The organism is Silvimonas soli, assembly GCF_030035605.1.
Taxonomy (GTDB): domain Bacteria; phylum Pseudomonadota; class Gammaproteobacteria; order Burkholderiales; family Chitinibacteraceae; genus Silvimonas; species Silvimonas soli.
In genome coordinates, this window is sequence record NZ_CP106736.1 from 4,176,170 (window position 1) to 4,195,568 (window position 19,399).

The 19,399-nt window shown below is 56.3% G+C and carries 17 protein-coding genes and 2 tRNA genes; 12 read left to right on the forward strand and 7 right to left on the reverse strand.

Annotation, left to right across the window (positions count from 1 at the left end; all coding sequences use genetic code 11):
- Nucleotides 1-183: 183 nt before the first annotated feature.
- From lon to N7220_RS19205, 6 genes are all read left to right on the forward strand, one after another.
- Nucleotides 184-2,613, forward strand: a complete 2,430-nt coding sequence (gene lon / locus N7220_RS19180; protein ID WP_283149140.1) for an endopeptidase La — start codon at nt 184-186, stop codon at nt 2,611-2,613.
- Nucleotides 2,614-2,698: 85 nt separating this feature from the next.
- The gene (locus N7220_RS19185) at nt 2,699-2,971 is read left to right on the forward strand and encodes an HU family DNA-binding protein (RefSeq protein WP_184097309.1); all 273 of its coding nucleotides are present in this window, start codon (nt 2,699-2,701) and stop codon (nt 2,969-2,971) included.
- A gap of 44 nt (nt 2,972-3,015) precedes the next feature.
- Nucleotides 3,016-3,092, forward strand: a tRNA-Val gene (locus N7220_RS19190).
- A 63-nt stretch (nt 3,093-3,155) separates the two neighbouring features.
- Nucleotides 3,156-3,232 (forward strand) — tRNA-Asp (locus N7220_RS19195).
- Between the two features lie 147 nt (nt 3,233-3,379).
- Nucleotides 3,380-5,221 carry a SurA N-terminal domain-containing protein gene (locus N7220_RS19200; protein WP_283149141.1) on the forward strand — a complete coding sequence of 614 codons (1,842 nt, stop codon included), beginning with the start codon at nt 3,380-3,382 and terminating at the stop codon, nt 5,219-5,221.
- Nucleotides 5,222-5,482: 261 nt separating this feature from the next.
- Complete coding sequence (locus tag N7220_RS19205; RefSeq protein ID WP_283149142.1) at nt 5,483-5,677, forward strand: hypothetical protein; 195 nt, start codon at nt 5,483-5,485, stop codon at nt 5,675-5,677.
- Nucleotides 5,678-5,688: 11 nt separating this feature from the next.
- On the opposite strand, the gene N7220_RS19210 is transcribed toward N7220_RS19205, so the two are convergent.
- Entirely contained in the window at nt 5,689-6,486 is a 798-nt protein-coding gene (locus tag N7220_RS19210) for an enoyl-CoA hydratase-related protein (protein ID WP_283149143.1), read from the reverse strand.
- A 313-nt stretch (nt 6,487-6,799) separates the two neighbouring features.
- Between N7220_RS19210 and N7220_RS19215 the strand changes: the two genes are divergently transcribed.
- From N7220_RS19215 to N7220_RS19235, 5 genes are all read left to right on the forward strand, one after another.
- The gene (locus N7220_RS19215; RefSeq protein WP_283149144.1) at nt 6,800-7,699 is read left to right on the forward strand and encodes a dienelactone hydrolase family protein; all 900 of its coding nucleotides are present in this window, start codon (nt 6,800-6,802) and stop codon (nt 7,697-7,699) included.
- Between the two features lie 181 nt (nt 7,700-7,880).
- The gene (locus tag N7220_RS19220; protein WP_283149145.1) at nt 7,881-8,786 is read left to right on the forward strand and encodes a D-hexose-6-phosphate mutarotase; all 906 of its coding nucleotides are present in this window, start codon (nt 7,881-7,883) and stop codon (nt 8,784-8,786) included.
- Between the two features lie 70 nt (nt 8,787-8,856).
- The gene (ubiD, locus tag N7220_RS19225) at nt 8,857-10,341 is read left to right on the forward strand and encodes a 4-hydroxy-3-polyprenylbenzoate decarboxylase (RefSeq protein WP_283149146.1); all 1,485 of its coding nucleotides are present in this window, start codon (nt 8,857-8,859) and stop codon (nt 10,339-10,341) included.
- A 91-nt stretch (nt 10,342-10,432) separates the two neighbouring features.
- Nucleotides 10,433-10,804, forward strand: a complete 372-nt coding sequence (locus N7220_RS19230; protein ID WP_283149147.1) for a DnaJ family domain-containing protein — start codon at nt 10,433-10,435, stop codon at nt 10,802-10,804.
- Nucleotides 10,805-10,837: 33 nt separating this feature from the next.
- Entirely contained in the window at nt 10,838-11,719 is an 882-nt protein-coding gene (locus N7220_RS19235; protein ID WP_283149148.1) for a CheR family methyltransferase, read from the forward strand.
- Between the two features lie 68 nt (nt 11,720-11,787).
- Here N7220_RS19235 and N7220_RS19240 read toward each other — a convergent pair whose 3' ends face one another.
- Nucleotides 11,788-12,342 (reverse strand): DJ-1 family glyoxalase III, encoded by a 555-nt coding sequence (locus N7220_RS19240; protein ID WP_283149149.1) that lies wholly within the window; start codon nt 12,340-12,342, stop codon nt 11,788-11,790.
- A 38-nt stretch (nt 12,343-12,380) separates the two neighbouring features.
- Nucleotides 12,381-13,805 (reverse strand): multidrug transporter subunit MdtD, encoded by a 1,425-nt coding sequence (gene mdtD, locus N7220_RS19245; RefSeq protein WP_283149150.1) that lies wholly within the window; start codon nt 13,803-13,805, stop codon nt 12,381-12,383.
- A 133-nt stretch (nt 13,806-13,938) separates the two neighbouring features.
- Here mdtD and N7220_RS19250 point away from each other — a divergent pair, with 133 nt between their 5' ends.
- On the forward strand, nt 13,939-14,904 hold the full coding sequence (locus tag N7220_RS19250; protein WP_283149151.1) for a D-2-hydroxyacid dehydrogenase: 966 nt from the start codon (nt 13,939-13,941) through the stop codon (nt 14,902-14,904).
- Between the two features lie 21 nt (nt 14,905-14,925).
- Here N7220_RS19250 and N7220_RS19255 read toward each other — a convergent pair whose 3' ends face one another.
- From N7220_RS19255 to N7220_RS19270, 4 genes are all read right to left on the reverse strand, one after another.
- Nucleotides 14,926-15,444, reverse strand: coding sequence for a GNAT family N-acetyltransferase (locus N7220_RS19255; RefSeq protein ID WP_283149152.1), 519 nt, complete (start codon nt 15,442-15,444; stop codon nt 14,926-14,928).
- A gap of 131 nt (nt 15,445-15,575) precedes the next feature.
- The gene (gene lysA / locus N7220_RS19260) at nt 15,576-16,817 is read right to left on the reverse strand and encodes a diaminopimelate decarboxylase (RefSeq protein WP_283149153.1); all 1,242 of its coding nucleotides are present in this window, start codon (nt 16,815-16,817) and stop codon (nt 15,576-15,578) included.
- Between the two features lie 128 nt (nt 16,818-16,945).
- On the reverse strand, nt 16,946-18,727 hold the full coding sequence (locus N7220_RS19265) for a sensor domain-containing diguanylate cyclase (RefSeq protein WP_283149154.1): 1,782 nt from the start codon (nt 18,725-18,727) through the stop codon (nt 16,946-16,948).
- Nucleotides 18,728-18,891: 164 nt separating this feature from the next.
- Nucleotides 18,892-19,287 carry a hypothetical protein gene (locus N7220_RS19270; protein ID WP_283149155.1) on the reverse strand — a complete coding sequence of 132 codons (396 nt, stop codon included), beginning with the start codon at nt 19,285-19,287 and terminating at the stop codon, nt 18,892-18,894.
- Between the last annotated feature and the right edge of the window lie 112 nt (nt 19,288-19,399).

Sequence of the window (19,399 nt, forward strand, 5' to 3'; positions counted from 1 at the left end):
TGATCGGTGTGCACTGAAATTTCCTCAATGCTGCCAGACCCTTAGCGGTCTGGCAGTTTGTTTTCATCCTGCTGGATGAAGTCTCGCATTCTGTTTTTGTTGGCAAATTGGCGTGCTGGCGTTGAATTTGTGCCCGGCAAGCCACATTATTGATCCAACTCCCACCCACTCAGGGCTATCAAAATGTCAGAAAACCACGCATTGCCCGCCGAAGTCGCCAGTTTCCCTATGCTGCCGCTGCGGGACGTCGTCGTCTTCCCGCATATGGTGATTCCGCTGTTTGTGGGCCGTCCGAAATCCATTCGCGCGCTGGAAGCCGCGATGGAAGGTGGTCGTCATATCCTGCTCGTGGCACAAAAGAACGCGCAGAAAGACGAGCCATCAATGGCAGATATCTACCCGGTCGGCACCATTGCTACCGTGTTGCAACTGCTCAAGCTGCCTGATGGCACCGTAAAGGTGCTGGTTGAGGGCCTGCAGCGTGCAGATATGCTTACGCTGAAAGATGAAGATGGCTATTTCAGTGCAGAGGCATTGCCGCACGAACCCGGTGAAGACGAGGGTCATGAAGCAGAAGCCATGCGCCGCGCCTTGCTGTCGCAGTTTGACCAGTACGTAAAACTGAACAAAAAAATTCCGCCAGAAGTGCTGACCTCGCTGTCGGGCATTGAAATCGCTGGCCGTCTGGCAGATACCATCGCCGCCCATCTGCCGCTCAAGCTCGAGCAAAAGCAGGCTGTGCTGGAAATGGGCGATGTCAAACGTCGCATGGAACACTTGCTCAAGCAACTGGAAACCGAGCTGGACATCCTGCAGGTGGAAAAGCGCATCCGTGGCCGCGTGAAGCGCCAGATGGAGAAAAGCCAGCGCGAGTACTACCTGAACGAACAAGTCAAAGCCATCCAGAAAGAATTGGGTGAGCTGGACGAAAACGCTGATCTGGATGAGCTGGAAAAGCGCATCAAGACCGCTGGCATGAGCAAGGAAGCCCGCGAAAAAGCCGAAGCGGAAATGAAAAAGCTGCGCATGATGTCGCCAATGTCGGCAGAGGCGACCGTGGTGCGCAACTACATCGATACCATGCTGGCTTTGCCGTGGAAGAAAAAGACCAAGATCAGCAAGGACATCGCCGCTGCTGAAGAAGTGCTGGATACAGAGCACTACGGGCTGGAGAAGGTCAAGGAACGCATTCTTGAGTACCTTGCTGTGCAGAGCCGTGTCGAGAAGCTGAAAGGCCCGATCCTGTGCCTGGTTGGCCCTCCCGGTGTGGGCAAGACCTCGTTGGGCGAGTCGATCGCCCGTGCCACGAACCGCAAGTTCGTGCGCATGGCCTTGGGCGGGATGCGTGATGAAGCGGAAATCCGCGGTCACCGCCGCACTTATATCGGTTCGATGCCCGGCAAGATTCTGCAATCCATGACCAAGGCCGGCGTGAAGAACCCGCTGTTCTTGCTGGATGAAGTAGACAAAATGGGCGCCGATTTCCGTGGCGACCCATCGTCCGCTTTGCTGGAAGTGCTTGATCCTGAACAAAATAATTCGTTCAGCGATCACTACCTGGAAGTGGATTACGATCTGTCCGACGTCTTGTTTGTGGCCACAGCCAATACACTCAATATCCCTCCAGCTTTGCTGGACCGGATGGAAGTGATCCGGCTTTCTGGTTATACGGAAGACGAAAAGGTCAACATCGCGCTCAAGTACCTGGTGCCCAAGCAGATGAAGTCCAACGGCCTGCAGGAAGGTGAGTTGTCCATTATTGACTCAGCCGTGCGCGACATCGTGCGTTACTACACCCGTGAAGCGGGCGTGCGTAGTCTGGATCGCGAAATCGCCAAAATCTGCCGCAAGGTGGTGAAGAATCTGCTGCTCAAGCCGTCGGACAAGCGTCAGCAAGTCACGGCGAAGAACCTGGATAAATACCTCGGCGTGCGTCGCTACGACTACGGCATGGCCGAGCAGCAAAACCAGGTGGGGCAGGTTACTGGCTTGGCATGGACCGAAGTCGGCGGCGAATTACTGACCATCGAAGCGGTAAAATTGCCCGGTAAAGGCAAGGTCATTCAGACCGGCAAGCTCGGTGAAGTCATGCAGGAATCCATCCAGGCAGCGCTGTCAGTGGTGCGCAGCCGTGCGGTACAGCTGGGTATTGATCCGGACTTCTATCAGAAGAACGACATCCATATCCACTTGCCCGAAGGCGCTACACCCAAGGATGGTCCATCGGCCGGTATCGCAATTGCTACGGCGATGACTTCCATACTTACGAACGTGCCAGTGCGTTGCGACGTCGCCATGACCGGGGAAATTACCTTGCGTGGCGAGGTGTTACCGATTGGCGGATTGAAAGAAAAGTTGCTTGCGGCCCACCGTGGTGGCATCAAGCATGTATTGATTCCTGAAGGCAACGTCAAGGATCTGATTGAGATTCCTGACAATGTGAAGCGTGGCTTAACCATTCATCCGGTCAAGTGGTTTGACCAGGTTTTGGGCCATGCGCTGGAAAGCCAACCCGAATCGAATACCGGGGCGGTTGATAGCGCAGAAGACGGCGCAGCGCAAGCGAGCGATCGTCCAAGCGTGGAAACGGGCACACAGCCTACCAAACACTAGTTGACACACGTTTTTGCCGCTTGCTATAAAGCTCAAGCAATCGGCAGACCGGACCTATCCAACCAGAACGAAAGGGGACACATAAGTGAATAAATCTGAACTGATCGACGCAATCGCTGAATCCGCAGGCCTGTCCAAGGCTGCTGCCGGCAAGGCACTTGATGCCACCATCGAAGCTGTTTCCAAAGCACTGCAAGGCGGTGACGAAGTGACGCTGGTCGGCTTTGGCACTTTCTACGTTGCCGAACGTGAGGCACGTAACGGTCGCAATCCGCGTACTGGCCAGACCATCGAAATCGCTGCTGCCAAGCAACCGAAATTTCGTGCTGGTAAATCTTTGAAAGATGCCGTACAATGATTGTCTTTGCTGCTTCGGCTAATAACGAAGCGGCATAAGACCGGGGGTGGTTAGCTCAGTTGGTTAGAGCGCCTGCTTCACACGCAGGAGGTCGGTGGTTCGAATCCACTACTACCCACCAAAATGGCGATGCATGAAAGTTGTTGTAAAATACAAAACGCATGCTATAATCGCCGACTCTTCTGGAGCGGTAGTTCAGTTGGTTAGAATACCGGCCTGTCACGCCGGGGGTCGCGGGTTCGAGTCCCGTCCGCTCCGCCAGATGATCAAAAAAGCCAAGCGCAAGCTTGGCTTTTTTGTTTTCAGCGGCCGAACGTGTTCGTTTGTCACTGCCCAAGCATGCAGACGAGACGCAATGAACGGCTTCTGGCATCATACTGCGCGAGTCTCATACGGAGTGTAGTGTTCATGTTTGATCTGGTACAAAAGAATAAAACCGTCGTCCAGGTTGTACTGGGTCTGGTTTCGCTGGGTTTGGTAGTCGGATTTGGTCTTTCAGGTTACTCGGCGATGGAAGGCGGCCCTAGCTGGCTGGCCAAAGTCGGCGGAAAGTCGATTACCGAGCAAGATATAGCGGAAGCTACCCGCGGCCAGGTGATCTCTGACGATATGAAGCCGATGGTTCTGCAAGAACTGATCCGCAAGCAATTGTTGCTTAACGAAGCACACGATCTGCGTCTGTCGCCCTCGACCCAACAATTGCAGAAAGCCATTGCCGCGATCCCGGCTTTCCAGGATAACGGGCAGTTCAGCCCGCAGCGTTACCAGGAACTACTGGGAGCGCAACAAATCTCCCCGACAAAGTTTGAAGGTCAGATGCGTGACGACCTGGCAACGCGCCAGCTGTTGTCGGCATTCATGCAAAGTGGCATGACTTCATCCGTTACGCTGGAACGCCTGGCCAAGCTGATGGGCGAAAAGCGTGAAGTTTCGTCTGCAGTGCTCAAGCCTGAAGCGTATCTGAGCCAGGTCACTGTCAGCGACGCTGAGGTCAAACAGTATTACGACCAGCATCAGGCTGATCTCAAGGCGCCAGAAATGGTGCGAGTGGAATACGTTGCGCTGTCCAAAGACCAACTGGCCCAGCAGCAAGTTGTCTCGGATGAAGAAATCCAGAAGTATTTCGACGCCCATAAAAACGATCTGGCCAAGGAGGAGCGCCAAGCTGCGCACATTCTGATTGCCGTGCCTAAGGGCGCATCTGCAGCAGACAAGCAAGCTGCCAAAGCCAAGGCCGAAGACATCCTCAAGCAGGTCAAAGCCAACCCGGCGCGTTTTGCCGAACTGGCCAAGGCCGACTCGCAAGATCCGGGCTCCAAGGATAACGGTGGCGATTTGGGCTGGTTTGCCCGTGGCGCCATGGTCAAGCCGTTTGAAGACACCGTATTCAAGCTGCAGAAAGACCAGGTCAGCGATCTGGTGGAGACGGACTTCGGTTACCACATCATCAAGCTCGAAGGCGTGCGCACCAAGACGCTGGCTGATCTGAAGTCCGAAATCGCTGACAAGCTCAAGTCAGAGAAGGGCACCGCAGGTTATCAGGCGCAGGCAGACAAGTTCAATGAACTGGTTTACCAGCAAGCTGATAGCCTGAAGCCGGCTGCGGACCAATTCAAGTTGCAGGTACAGCAAAGTGGCTGGATTACCCGCAAGGGTACGCAAGACCCGCTGCTGAATAATCCAAAGCTCGAAGACGCAATCTTTGGTGATGACGTGCTCAAGAAAAAGCACAATTCCGAAGCCATTGAAGTAGTGCCAGGCACACTGGTTTCGGCACGCGTGATCGAACATAAAGATGCGCAGATTCCGCCACTGCCAACGGTCGCACCAGACATCCAGGCTCGTCTGAAGCATGACAAAGCAGTCAAACTGGCCGCTGCTGATGGCGCCAAGAAGCTGGCTGCGCTGCAAAAGGGCGAGACTGTCGATGTGGCTTGGGATGCACAACCCAAAGAAATGTCGCGGATCGCTGAACCTGGCGTAGCAACCGACCGGTTGCATGCAATTTTCGCCGCTCCGGCCGACAAACTGCCAGCCTTTGTTGGTGGGGATGACGCGGCGCTGGGTGGTTATGTGCTGTACAAGGTTGGGAAGGTGATTCCGGCTCCGACATTGACTCCAGAAATGCGTCAGCAAATTGAGCAAAATCTGGGGCAAATGTACGGGCAGGCTGAATTGACCAACTACTTTGGCAGTTTGCAGAAAAAGGCCAAGATCGAATTGCGTGCACCTGCTAAAGCACAGCAATAATTACGGCGATTACGTCGTTTCAGGAAAGCGGGCTACGGCCCGCTTTTTTTATTGCGCTATTGCACCTTTCTTTTATTAGCGGAAAAAATCAGCTAGCAGACAGCGAAAATTCGTTTGGCATGACTTTGGTCGATTTGTCGCGTCTTATGTGCAACAAATGTTGATCTTTGCCAAAAGGGGATTGAATTTTTGCGGGTTCGGGCGGATATATCAAATTGAGAGATCGGTTGATTTCTCTACCCGCTTACGGAGGTTAAAACCATGATGGCAATGTATGACATGGAATCGGGTGCAAGCGTGATGGAACCGGGGCAGGATTGGTCCGATCGCGTGCAGACTGTGGCAAACCTCCAGCACAATCCACTGCCGATGGCGGCATTGCGATTGTTGACGATAGAAGAAGCGATGGCCAGTTCAAAACAGCAGGTTTCCCGACCTGCCTGGCCGCAGACTTGATCCAGTTTGGTCTAGTCCACATTGGGCACCCAGTTGGGTGCCCTGTTTTCACCTAACGCTGCAATTCCTTCCCGAGCCTCTTCGCGTGTACGCATGTGCGCAATACGATGGGCGCTATCCGAGAGTAGTGAATCATCAATTGGCCGATAGGCTACCGTGGCGATCAGCCGCTTTGCCGAAGCAACCGCATGCGGACCGTTCAACAGCAAATGGTCGATCCAGGTGCTGACTTGCTCGCTCGCTAATGCAGAGGTCGCCACTTCTTCATGCACCAATCCGTAGCGCCAGGCTGCTGCGGTAGAAAAGCGCTCTCCCGTAAGAAAATAACGCCTGGCGGCACTAGTCCCAATTTTGGCAACGATATACGGCCCGATAATTGCCGGAACCAGCCCTAGTCGCGTTTCGGGCATACAGAACCAGCTGTCTTGTGTGGCCACCACCAGATCACAACAAGCGGCGATGCCGACGCCAACGCCTATGGCAGGGCCTTCCACCGCAGCAATAACCGGGGCAGGGAAGCGGTCCAGCGACTGCATCATGCGTGCCAGACGCAGCGCCTGTTCGAAATTGTCGTGTTGCTCTTCGTTATTGGTATGGGCTAACCAGCGCAAATCGTTGCCCGAACAGAATATTTCACCCTCGGCCCGCAAGATCAGTGCACGCAAATGCAGGTTTTGCGCCAGTGCTGCGAGTGATGCCGTCATTTCGGCGACAAAGACCTCATCAACCGGATTGCGGCTTTCCGGGCGGGATAAGGTGATTGTGGCAATCCCTGCCTGATCCATTTCCAACCGGATGGAGTCGCTCATGCCGCAGTCCTTACAAAAAGTCGGTGGGGCTGGGTAGGTCTACCTCATTGATTTAGCGTATAAAACGAATGATTTCCAGCAGCATTTTATTTGCACCAATTATGCCGGTGTCAAAATCACACATTCAGTTACATGCCCCATTGTGATACAGTTCGCCGCTAAATCCCGGCCCGCCTTGATACTATGCATGCCCTTGGCACTCATTGATCCGCATGCATTGCCTGGCACCCATTCTGATACGGTTTGCGGCAACGGCTTGACGTCCCTTGCACGCTTACCTTTTGCATGTTTTGTTTCAATTGTGACTAATGCAATGAGGTTGTGGTTTTTCCCTGCCGTTCTGGCTTTTTTCTGTTCTTTGCTGCTGACCAGCGCGCCAGCAAGGGCTAATCGCGTTGAAATCCCCGGCGTGGGTGGCGTGACGTTGATTGCCGAATACACCGCCCCGCCAGCCGGAGGCACCAACGCCCCTGGCATGTTATTGCTGCACGACTGCGGCGGTTTGTGGGCCAAGCCCGGAGTCATGGCTGCGCGCCCGGCGCGTATGGCCAGCTTGCTGCAAGAACTCGGTTATGGCGTGTTGATGGTCGACAGCTTTGGCTCCCGCGGTGTGCGTGAGGTCTGTACGACTCCGGGCCATGATCGACAAATCAACGTACAGCGCCGTGCCGAAGATGCGCAGCGCGCCATCAACTGGCTGAAGGCCCGCAAGGAAATCGACAGTAGCCGTATTGCCGTATTGGGCTGGTCGCAAGGAGCGACCACCGTTTTGTCGTTGATGAATGCGGACAATCCTGGCGTGCGCGCGGCGGTGGCGTTTTACCCTTCCTGTGCACCCTTTCTGAAAGGCAACCAGCGTTATCAGCCGGCCGCGCCAACCTTGATGCTGGCGGGCGAAGCGGATGACTGGACGCCCGTTGAACCGTGTCGTGAGCTGGTAGCGCGCTCGGGCATGGATACTTTCCGCCTGGTTAGCTATCCCGAGGTATTTCACGATTTTGACGATCCGGGTGTCGACGTTCATGTGCGCCGGGATATCCCGAACGAAGCGCATCCAGGGCAGGGCGTGACGGTTGGTTTTAACCAGGCCGCAACCGACGATGCTTATCGTCGGGTGTTCAAATGGTGCTCGCGCTGGCTTGATCCGTTTCACACTTATCCCTATGAACAGCGTACTTCGCGCGCGCCGACCCCCACTCCGGTCAAACACTAGTCTTTGAATTGTTGCCGACCTTGCCATAATGCAAGTTCGGCAATTGCGTTTCTGGTGCCGTGTGCGCGATCATCTACGACCTCGGCGACAGTCCCGACTGGACTATCGTTTTTCCCCACAGCGTAGCTGGGTTGCAGCCGGTGCCACGGCCAGCCAGTAACGCCCTGCAGGAGCAGCAGCAATGAGTGTTAGCCAAGCCGAACAGCAAATCCTGAATTCTGTGCCAGGTCTCTCCATCGTTTCTTCCGTCGGCCGTTACGGCGGTGCCGGGCTGGATTTGCTGACCGTCGAGAACCCGGCTGGTCACGCGGTCATCGCCCTGCAAGGCGCGCACGTTGTTTCTTTTGTTCCGGCAGCAGCTAAGGATGTGTTGTGGATCTCGCCGAATGCCGTATTTGCGCCGGGCGAAGCCATTCGCGGCGGTATTCCGCTGTGCCTGCCCTGGTTTGGCGCCAAGCCACAAGAGCCGGATGCGCCCAAGCACGGTTTTGCCCGCAATGAAGTCTGGACCCTCATTGAAGCTTCGGTTGAAGCGGACACCACCCGCGTGGTGCTGGAATTGCGCGACAATGCCGCATCACACGCTTTGTGGGATCACGCTTTTGTTTATCGTCTGGCAGTAACCGTCGGCAAAACCCTGCATCTGGATTTGCAGATTCAGCATTTGGGCACCACACCACAGTTGCACTCCGTGGCGCTGCATACCTACTTCGACGTGGGTGATGTAACCCAGGCGGTGATTACCGGTCTGGATGGCACCACCTATATCGATACCACACAGGACAGCAAGCCGCGCTTCGCGCAAACCGGTGCGGTACAACTGTCGGGGCCGACTGATCGTGTTTACCTGAATGTCCCGCAATACCAGGACATCAAGACGCCTGACCGTACCTTGAAAATCGATAGCCAGGACACGCATTGCGCTGTGGTCTGGAATGCGTGGCACAACGCGGACAAGATTGCCGATATCGGTCCGGGTAACTATGTCGGCTACCTGTGTGTCGAGCGTGCGGATGCCTGGGAATATTCTCCAACTTTGCAACCGGGCGAAACTTATCGCGCCAGCATGACGCTTTCGGTCGCGTAATCGTAGAATAGCGTTTTGTGTACCCGGCGGGCCGCAAACAGCGGCCCGCATTTTTTGTAGCTGGAGTCTCATGCAATACCGTGACCTGCGCGATTTCATGGCGCAACTTGAAAAACAGGGCGAACTCAAGCGCGTTACCGTACCGGTATCACCGATTCTGGAAATGACCGAAATCTGTGATCGCGCATTGCGCGCGGCTGGTCCGGCCATTTTGTTTGAGAACGTGCCAGGTTCGCAGATGCCGGTATTGGGCAATCTGTTCGGTACACCGCGCCGCGTGGCGCTGGGCATGGGTGCAAACGACGTAGGCGCGTTGCGTGAGATCGGCAAGACCTTGGCCTACCTGAAAGAGCCGGAGCCGCCCAAGGGCCTGCGCGATGCCTGGGACAAGCTGCCACTTCTTAAACAAGTTTTGAACATGGTGCCCAAAGAAGTGCGTAAGGCACCATGCCAGCAAAACGTGATTGAAGGTCCGGATGTCGATCTGGCGCGCATTCCGGTACAGCATTGCTGGCCAGGAGATGTTGCTCCGTTGATTACCTGGGGTCTGGTGGTCACCCGAGGCCCGCAGAAAAAACGCCAGAATCTGGGGATTTATCGTCAGCAAGTCATTGGCCGCAACAAGGTCATCATGCGCTGGCTGGCCCATCGCGGCGGTGCGCTGGATTTTCGCGAATTCGCCAAGGCCAACCCGGGCAAGCCATTCCCAATCGCCGTGGTCTTGGGCTGCGACCCGGCCACTATTCTCGGGGCAGTCACGCCAGTACCCGATACGCTCAGCGAATACCAGTTTGCCGGTCTGCTGCGTGGCTCCAAAACCGAAGTGACGCAGTGCATCGGCAGCGATTTGCAGGTGCCTGCCACCGCCGAGATCGTACTGGAAGGGCATATCTATCCGGATGCTGGCCATGCTTCGGGCTACGAACATGCACTGGAAGGGCCATACGGCGACCACACCGGCTATTACAACGAGCAAGACTGGTTTCCGGTATTCACCATCGACCGCATCACCCAGCGTGATAACCCGATTTACCACAGTACGTACACTGGCAAACCGCCAGACGAACCGGCGGTGCTTGGGGTCGCGCTGAACGAAGTTTTTGTGCCTATTCTGCAAAAGCAGTTTCCGGAAATCGTCGACTTTTACCTGCCGCCAGAAGGTTGCAGCTACCGTATGGCGATTGTGTCGATACGCAAGCAATATCCGGGGCATGCCAAGCGTATTCTGTTTGGCGTCTGGTCGTTTTTGCGGCAGTTCATGTACACCAAGTTCATCGTCGTGGTGGATGAAGATGTTGATACGCGCGACTGGAAAGAAGTCATCTGGGCCATTACCACGCGCATGGACCCGGTGCGCGACGTCACGCTGGTCGAGAATACGCCCATTGATTATCTCGACTTTGCCTCGCCGGTCAGCGGTTTGGGCGGCAAGATGGGGCTGGATGCCACCAACAAGTGGCCAGGCGAAACCAGCCGCGAATGGGGTCGGCCCATCGAGAAAGACCCGGCCGTGGTGGCGCGGGTGGACGCTTTGTGGCAAGAACTCGGTTTGTAATGGTAGTTGATGCGGCGCGGGCGTGAGGCCATCGCTCGCCGGTCGCAATCAATTGAATCGGCAAAGATCAGGAGTCGGCAAAGGTCAGCGTATGTGGTTTCTGACTGAATTGGCGGAGCGCAGAATTGCCCAGGCGCTCGACAATGGCGAGCTGGATAATCTGCCCGGCGCAGGCCAGCCATTGCCGGGGGAAGATTTCGACCCCATGGTGCCTGAGCATCAACGTATGGCCTGGCGGGTATTGAAGAACAGCGGTTACCTGCCGCCCGAACTGGAAATGCACAAAGAAGCGGTTGATCTTGCATTGCGGCTGGCCACCGCCGATACAGAGATAGATACAGATCAACTGATGCGGCTCGAACAATTGAATGTACTGTTGGCGCAAACCGGCCATCGTGGCCTGTGTGTGCCGGATGAATACCTGGCAAAAATCAGCGAACGCCTGGCGCGGCGTCATCCTTGACCTCGTGCATAACCTCTGTGAATAAAGCGACCCATGCTCAATAACACGCCACGTGAATTTGCTTTTACCGAACAGGACTTCGAAAAAGTCCGGGTGATGATTTACAACTATGCGGGTATTGCGCTGACACCAGCCAAGCACGACATGGTGTACGGCCGACTGGCGCGGCGGTTGCGTGCATTGGGCTTGCGCACATTCAATGAGTATTTGCAGGTGCTCGATCGTGGCGACAGCAAAGAATTCGAGCTGTTTGCCAATTCGCTGACCACCAATCTGACCTCGTTTTTCCGCGAATCGCATCACTTTCCGATGCTGGCGGATCATCTCAAGGCGCAACGCAGCAGCGGCGTACTGAATCTGTGGTGTTCGGCCTCCAGTACGGGTGAAGAAGCTTATTCGATGGCAATTACCGCGTGCGAAGCTTTCGATTCGCTGCGCCCGCCGGTGCATATCATCGCCACCGATCTGGATACTGGCGTGCTGGAAACGGCAAAGCAGGGTATTTACGGCGCTGATGAAGTTGAAAAGCTGGAAGGGCAGCGCGCCAAACGCTATTTCGAGAAGCAAAGCGATGGCCGCTATCGGGTGCGCCAGGAACTGCGCGACATGATCGTGTACCGCAAGGTCAATCTGATGGAGCCCAACTGGCCCATTCGCGGCCCGCTGGATGCCATTTTTTGCCGTAACGTCATGATCTATTTCGATAAACCTACGCAGCTAAAGGTGCTGCAGCGCTTTGCGCCACTGCTCAAGCCCGACGGTTTGTTGTTTGTGGGGCACTCAGAGAATCTCTATCACGCTGCCGATATCTTCAAGTTGCGCAACAAAACCGTATACGAGCGTGTGATCAGCGGCGCCGCCGCACCGGGCCCGGCGACCATGGCTCGTCCTGGTAGCAGCGGTTTTTCACGTTAAGCCGGTTTGGGTTTGAGTTGGCGCGCCGGTAAGTCTTGCGCAGCGTCAGCCTGGCAATTCCGATCGGGCTACAAGAACAACATGGCGCGCCCCACCTTGCGCGCCTGATCTTCTCCGGCCAACTGGCGCACCAGATCCAGCGCAAACAGGCTGGCGGTGCCTGCGCCACGCGAGGTGGTGATCGGCCCATCGTTCACCACATTGTGTCCCCACACTTGGGCTTTGCCCTCAATCAACACGGATTCACAACCCGGAAAGCACGTGGCCTGGCGCCCGGCAAGAATACCCGCCCTGGCCAGCACCATGGGCGCGGCACAGATCGCCGCCACCTTGCGTTCTGCCGCCAGATGAGCTTGCAGGCGTGGAATCAATTCGGTCTTTTTGAGCAAGGCCTGCGTGCCCGGGCCGCCACCAGGCAAGATGATGGCATCGGCAAACAAGCCGTGCGCACCGGCAAATGGGATATCCGCTTGCACTGTGATGCCGTGGGCGCCCGTTACTGCCTGGACGTCGTCCAGTGCCACCATCAGCACTTTGATATCCGCGCGGCGCAGAATGTCGACTATCGTCACCAGTTCTACTTCCTCAAACCCCGGCGCCACGTAAACGTGTGCAGTCTTCATGTTGTACTCCTTGTCGATCTGCTCAAAACCTCAGTCCGCTACATCTCGCCCGTAGCATGTTCTTTGACGATACCGACGCTGCCTGCATTGGGTGACAGTTGCAGAAAAATGGCAGCTGCCAGTATCGACATCACCCCGACGCATAAAAAAGTATAGTGAAACGAACTCAGAACCTGGAACGGATCCGGGCGGTTGTATTCGGATACGAAACCCTGCAGTAAAGCGGCCGCAGCAGCGACCCCCAAGCTGACTGATAATTGCATGACCACCGACAGCAAACTATTGCCACTGCTGGTATCCGCCTCGCTCAGATCAATCAGCGTCACCGTATTCATGGCGGTGAACTGCAACGAGTTGACAGCCCCGAAGACCGCCAGTTGGGCCAGTAAAAACGGGTAGGGCGTGTCTGCCCCGACGGTGGCGAAGCTGGCAATCAGTGCGCCCAGCAGCAAGGTATTGACGGTGAGCAGCTTGCGATAGCCAAAACGCTCGATCAACCGCCGCGCCAGCGCTTTGGCGAACATGGCAAAGATAGCGGTGGGGATCATGGTCATCCCCGCTGTGGATGGCGAGAAGCCCAGGCCAATCTGCAATAGCAATGGCATCAGAAAAGGCATGGCCCCACTCCCCAGCCGGGCAAACACGTTGCCCAGAATCCCCACTGCATAGGTATGTGTGTGGAACAGCGTCAGGCTGAAAATGGGATGTTCCTGGCGCGCCGCATGCAGCCAGTAAGCGGCCAGGCACGCTAGCCCGCCCAGCAATAACAACATCACCCGCGCGTGGGCCAGATGCAGCTCACCCAGACCTTCCAGTGAGATGGAGATCAAAACCATGGCGGCGCCAAACAGGCAAAACCCCAGGATATCAAAACGACTTTGATCCGGGCTGCGCATGTCCGGCAGGTATTTCCAGGTGGCTATACAACCAATGATCCCGACCGGAATGTTGATAAGAAAAATCCAGTGCCACGAGGCGTATTCCACCAACCAGCCGCCCAAGGTTGGCCCTACCAGCGGGCCGACCATGCCGGGCAGCGTAACAAAGCTCAAAACATCGACCAGTTCGGAACGCGGATAGGCCCGCAATATCACCAGCCGCCCAACCGGCACCATCAGCGCACCGCCTATTCCTTGCACCACGCGCGATGCGACCAGCATGCCCAGGGTGGACGATTCAGCGCACAAAAATGAACCTATGCTGAACAGCAAAATGGCGCTAAAGAAAACGCGACGGGTACCAAAGTGATCGGCTATCCAGCCCGATGCCGGAATCAGCAAAGCCACCGTCAACAGGTAGGCAATGACCACTGACTGCATGCGCAACGGGCTTTCGTTCAAGCTGGACGCCATGGAAGGCAGGGCGGTATTGAGAATCGTGCCATCCAGCATCTGCATGAAAAACGCAATGGCGACAATCCAGGGCAATAGTTTCGCAGTACGCGGGTCAAGAGCAGGCGTCATTGGCGGGCTGGTCTCAGAAAAGTTATTGAATCATTGGCGGCTGATTACTGATTCTAGACGGCAGATCGATTAATCTCTGGGGCAGTTCAGCGTGGCCGTGCCAAGCCGGTCCGTCTGGAGTGATATTCAACTGTTGCCGAGGTCTATTTTGCAGCCTGAAATCGTTTTTCTGGATCGTGAAACCTTGCCGGTAGCGGTGCGCGCAGTGACGTTGCCTCATCGCTGGGTGGAGTACCCGCAAACCGGCCGGGATGAGGTCGTTGTTCGTTTGGCCAATGCTACGATAGCCATTACCAACAAAGTGCCACTGACCGCAGCTACCTTGGCCGCGTTGCCCACGCTCAAGCTGATTGCGGTTGCCGCTACCGGTTACAACCAGATTGATCTGGCCGCCGCTCGGGCGCATGGCATCACCGTCTGCAATATCCGCGATTACGCAATTGCCGGTGTGGCTGAACACGCCTTGATGCTGATGCTGACGCTCAAGCGCCAGTTGCTGGCTTACCGGCAGCAGGTAGCTGCTGGAGACTGGCAACGCTCCCCCTCATTCTGCGTTTTTGGCGCGACCATGCATGATCTGCATGGCGCTACGCTGGTCCTGCTGGGCTCAGGTGCGCTCGCCCAGGCCACGGCCAGGCTAGCCGCGGCATTTGGCATGCGCGTGCTCTACGCCGAGCGCAAAGGCGCGGCTGAGGTGCGTGAGGGTTACGTGGCGTTCGAAGCCGCGCTGGCGCAAGCCGATGTGCTGAGTCTGCATTGCCCACTCACCGCCGAAACCCACAATGTGATCGGTGAACGTGAACTGGCGTTGATGAAAACGGATAGCGTGCTCATCAACACAGCCCGTGGCGGTCTGGTGGATGAAGTGGCGTTGCTGGCCGCGTTGCAATCCGGCCAGTTGGGTGGCGCCGCGCTGGACGTATTGGTTCAGGAGCCGCCGCGCGATGGCAATCCCTTGCTGGACATAAATCTGCCCAACCTGATCATCACCCCGCATGTGGCCTGGGCTAGCGTTGAAACCATGCAGGTGCTGGCCGGGCAGTTGATCGACAATATTGAGGGATTCTTGCTAGGCCAGCCGCGCAACGTGGTGTGCTAATCACTCAGGTACGGCCCGGTGTTAACCGGCAATCTGCATGTGATAACGCACTTTTTGCAATTCGCGGCCACCCAGGGTGACTGGGCAGGGCAAGTCTTCGCATGACATACCCATGCGCTCATAGAAGCGTCGCGCGACAGGGTTGTCTTGCAATACCCACAACGAGGCGCTGCTGAAGTCGGCCTGAGCCAACGCATGGATGGCGGCCGCAAAGAGTTGGCTGCCGATGCCACGGCGCCAGCGCTCGGGAGCCAGATAAATGCCGTAAATTTCTCCAGCACTCGGCGCGGCACTGACATCACGACTGGCGCCAAAATCAGCCCAGCCTGCCAGGCTGGAACCGGATTGCGCTACCCCGACCGGATGCTGGCTGGCGGCAAGTAGTTTTTCCCAACTGTCGCAACGTTGCTGTAGATCCATGCTGGCCAGATAGGCATCGGGCACCAGCCCACGATAGGCCGTTTGCCAGGCCAGAATATGGATGCGGGCGATGTCTTGGGCGTCGGTAACGCAGGCGGGTCGAATGAGCAGGGTAGGCATAGGGGCAGTATCTTCGCAGAAGATGAGAATGGCTCGAGCACGGAGCAAGGGTCGACAAAAAACAAAAAAGCCCCTCACGGGGCCTTTTTGTTTTGTGCTGCGTATTTATCCGGCAGCGTGCCCGTGTGGAATCAAACCGCTTCCAGGGCTAGTAGCTCGGCAATAGTCTGACGGCGACGAATCAGTGTGACCTTGTCGCCATCCACCAGCACTTCAGGCACCAATGGGCGCGAGTTGTAATTGGACGACATACTGGCGCCATAAGCACCGGCATCGTGGAACACCATAAGGTCGCCGATTTCGGCTTCCGGCAGGGCGCGGGGTGCGACAATACCGCCGTCTTCCACCGTGAACACATCACCAGATTCGCACAACGGGCCCGCTACTACGGTCGGGCGAATGGCGCCATCCGTGGCGCTGCCGTCGGCATGGACAATGCTGATCTCATGGAAAGAGCCGTACATGGCTGGGCGCGTCAGATCGTTGAAACCTGCGTCTACCAGCACAAAGTGATTGCTACCGACGTCTTTCTTGGCGCGTACTTCCGCCAGCAACTTGCCCGCTTCGGCCACGATAAAGCGGCCCGGTTCGATTTCCAGATGTACCGGGTGGCCGAGGAAAGCTTCGATCTGCTTGCGGGCACCGTCCCAGACGCTGAAATAGTGCTCGGTATCGATAGTATCCGCGGCGTTTTCTGCGTGATACGGAATCGACAAACCGCCGCCTGCCGAAATGGCGCGGATATCGTGGCCAGACGATTTGACTTGCTCAACCATGGCATCGCACACGCGCTGCAAGTGGCTGTAATCGACGCCTGAACCAATGTGCATATGCAGGCCAACCAGATCAAGCTGGTATTTTTTGACCAGTTCAATCGCTGCGCCCAAGTGTTCATACCAGATGCCGTGCTTGCTGGATTCGCCGCCGGTATTGGTTTTACGGCTGTGGCCGTGACCAAAACCGGGGTTGATCCGCAGCCATACCCGATGACCCGGGCTGGCCTGGCCCAGTTGCTCCAGCATTTGTGGCGAACCGGCATTAACCGGCACTTTCAGTTCGACGACACGGGCCAGCGTTGTGCGATCCAGAATATCGGCGGTCAGCACCATCGGACACGGCTCATCACCCACGGTATAACCCGCAGCCAAAGCGCGTTCCAGTTCACCCAGCGAGACCGAATCCACCAGCACGCCTTCTGCGCGCATCAATTTCAGCAAATGCGTATTGGAATTGGCTTTTTGGGCAAAGCGCACCACATCGAAATAACGCAGTTTGGCAATGCGGTCGCGAATGACCGCTGCGTCATAGACATAACAAGGGGTACCGAACTCGGCGGCGATGCGGGCTAGCAGAGGGCCGTTGACGGGCTTCATGGATTTTCCAGTGTTTTGTTTCGATGGGCTTATAAGCAGACTTTTGCTAATTGTACATGCCAGCCCCGGATTGCATGCGCTGCAAGCTGTAACAACATGCCCAAAACGGTGCTTCAGGATTGTTCCGCCTAGCCGAGCGTGTTTTCGGATTCTGGATCCCAGATGCTGACCTGGTTACGCCCACCATTTTTGGCTGTGTAGAGCGCCTGGTCGGTTTGCATGAGCGCCTGATCCAGACTCAGGTCGCGTGCCCATTCAGTGACGCCAAAACTGGCAGTAATGGGGATGTGCTTGCCGTCATTGAGCTGTACCGCCGTGTTCGCAAGGCACTCGCGCAAGCGCTCTGCCACTGCGACCGCGCTGGCAGAGTCGGCGTCGGGCAATAGCACCACAAATTCTTCACCGCCCAGCCGCGCCATCAAATCGACTTCGCGCAGTTCCTGTAGACAGTTACGCGCCAATTGGGTCAACGCTTCATCGCCAGCGCTGTGGCCAAACAAATCATTAATCTGCTTGAAGTGATCGATATCCAGCATGACCAGGGAAAGCGGCTTGTTGCTGCGCAGGGCGCGTTTGAATTCCTGCTCGGCACTACGCCAGAAGGCGCGCCGGTTCATCAAGCCGGTAAGCGTGTCGGTGCTGGCGAGTTCTTCCAGTTGTCTCACCAAGGCGCTGCGTTCTTCCAGCGTTGTGAGTAAATGCGTATTGGCCAAGTCCAGCATTTGCGTGCGGGCGGCGACTTCTTCTTCCAGCGATTGATTCAGTGCTGCCAGCTTGCCGCGTTCGGCGTTCAGGCCCGCCACCAGATGGCGCAGCGACGCCGAAAGGCGTTCGGTTTCGGCGTAACGCGTTTCCAGCGGAATCTCCAGTTCGCTTTCCCCGGCACGTAAACGCTGGGCGACCTGTGCCAGCCGCAACATCGGACGGCTGATACCAGTCGCCAGCCACGCGCCCAACAGCGTGAAAATCAATGTGCCGATGGCACCAGTAATCCAGATCGCCCGCTGCAGCTGTTGTACCGGCGCGAAGGCGACGCTGGTCGGCTGGCGAACCACCACGGTCCAGCCCAGACCCTTGAAATCGCCATATCCGTGCGTAGGGACCACAGCGGTGAGATAGGTTTTGCCGTCAGGCCATGTCAGCACGTTGGCCGCCTCGGCTGCGCGGTTCAGACCGGCTGGCATCTGCCGCTGACTCTCGGGTAAACCGGAAGGTGCCAACAACACTTGGCCGCTATGCGTCAGCACAAAGGCTTGTACTCCTTGCTCATGCCGCGAAGTGGAAAACACGTTTTGCTCGCGTTCGCGGGCCCATTCCCAGGAAAGATGGGCACCCAGAACGCCCAGCAATTGATTGTGCAGGTCGTAAACCGGCGTGGAGATATCAACAAAACGCAGCGGCTCCCCGCTACTGGGTTTTGCCAGTAATTTGGCCAGCAATTTGGCCTCATGTACGTCGCCAACATAAGTGCCTTGCTTGCCAGCGGCAAACCATGGGCGCTCCAGCATGCTTTTGCCTTCCAGCAAACCTTGGGTAGCATAGGCCAGGGTGCCGTCCGGGTTGGCAAAACCGATAAAGGCGTAGGCAGGGTAGGTTTGTTTGAGTTTTTCCAGCACAGCCTGGTTATCGGCAATCGAGCTTTGCGGATCGCGGATCTGGCGCAAAGACGAAATCACTTGCAGGTCGCGGATGCGCTGGTTGATCCCGCGATCCAGTTGCTGGCTCATTTGCGCACCCAGCTCTTGCAGTCCCGCGCTGATTTCCTGGCGCTCCCGCTCGGTGGCCAAGTGCCCCAGAATCAGCGACAGCGATATCGCCATCAATACTGCAACCGTAGCAAAGGCCAGCATCAATACCGAGCGCAGCTGTTTGCGGTGCGACGTCAAAAGGGGAGAAATAACGGCTGTCACAGAATCAGGGCTCTCGACTGGGGTAGATAACAATCAAAATCAGACTTTACTGATATATCTTGATGCTGCGTAGAAAAATCATCCGCATGGGTGAGCCCGGCTGTGCCGGACTGCTGAGTGGCGCTGTCTGGTCCCGCTACGCAACAGTGAGTACAGGCAAAGGCTCAACGGTGAGCCTCCTGCCAGAACATAAAGACCAGACTGATTATCAATACCACGCCGAGCCAGCTCAAAAGCCGCGTGCGGCGCCGTAATCCCTCGATGGCAATGACCATTTGCGCATTCTGTTCTGCCAATACCTGGATCAAGCGTACCGATTCTTGCAAATCGTGCTGCAAATCGACCAGTTCGTTGCGGTTCGCTTCTGCCAGCGTTTCCAGCCGCTCGAGTCTGCCAGACTCGGTCTGGGGAATAGGTATTTGCGCTGCGGGTTCAAGCGGCGGTACCGGTTTGCTGGATTTGGAAAATAGCTTGCGGGTAGCCTCGATCAACTTCGGGGTGTTGTCGATAACTTGTCCCCACGGAATAGCTTGTACGGCAGCTAGCCAGTTAAACGGCAAGATAGAGTCCTTTCAAAGAATGCACAAACGCACTGAGGGTTATCGGCGCTTGGGCTTATTGAAGCGCCATTGAGTTCCTTGCTTAACCATAGTTTGCGGGAATAAAAAAAGC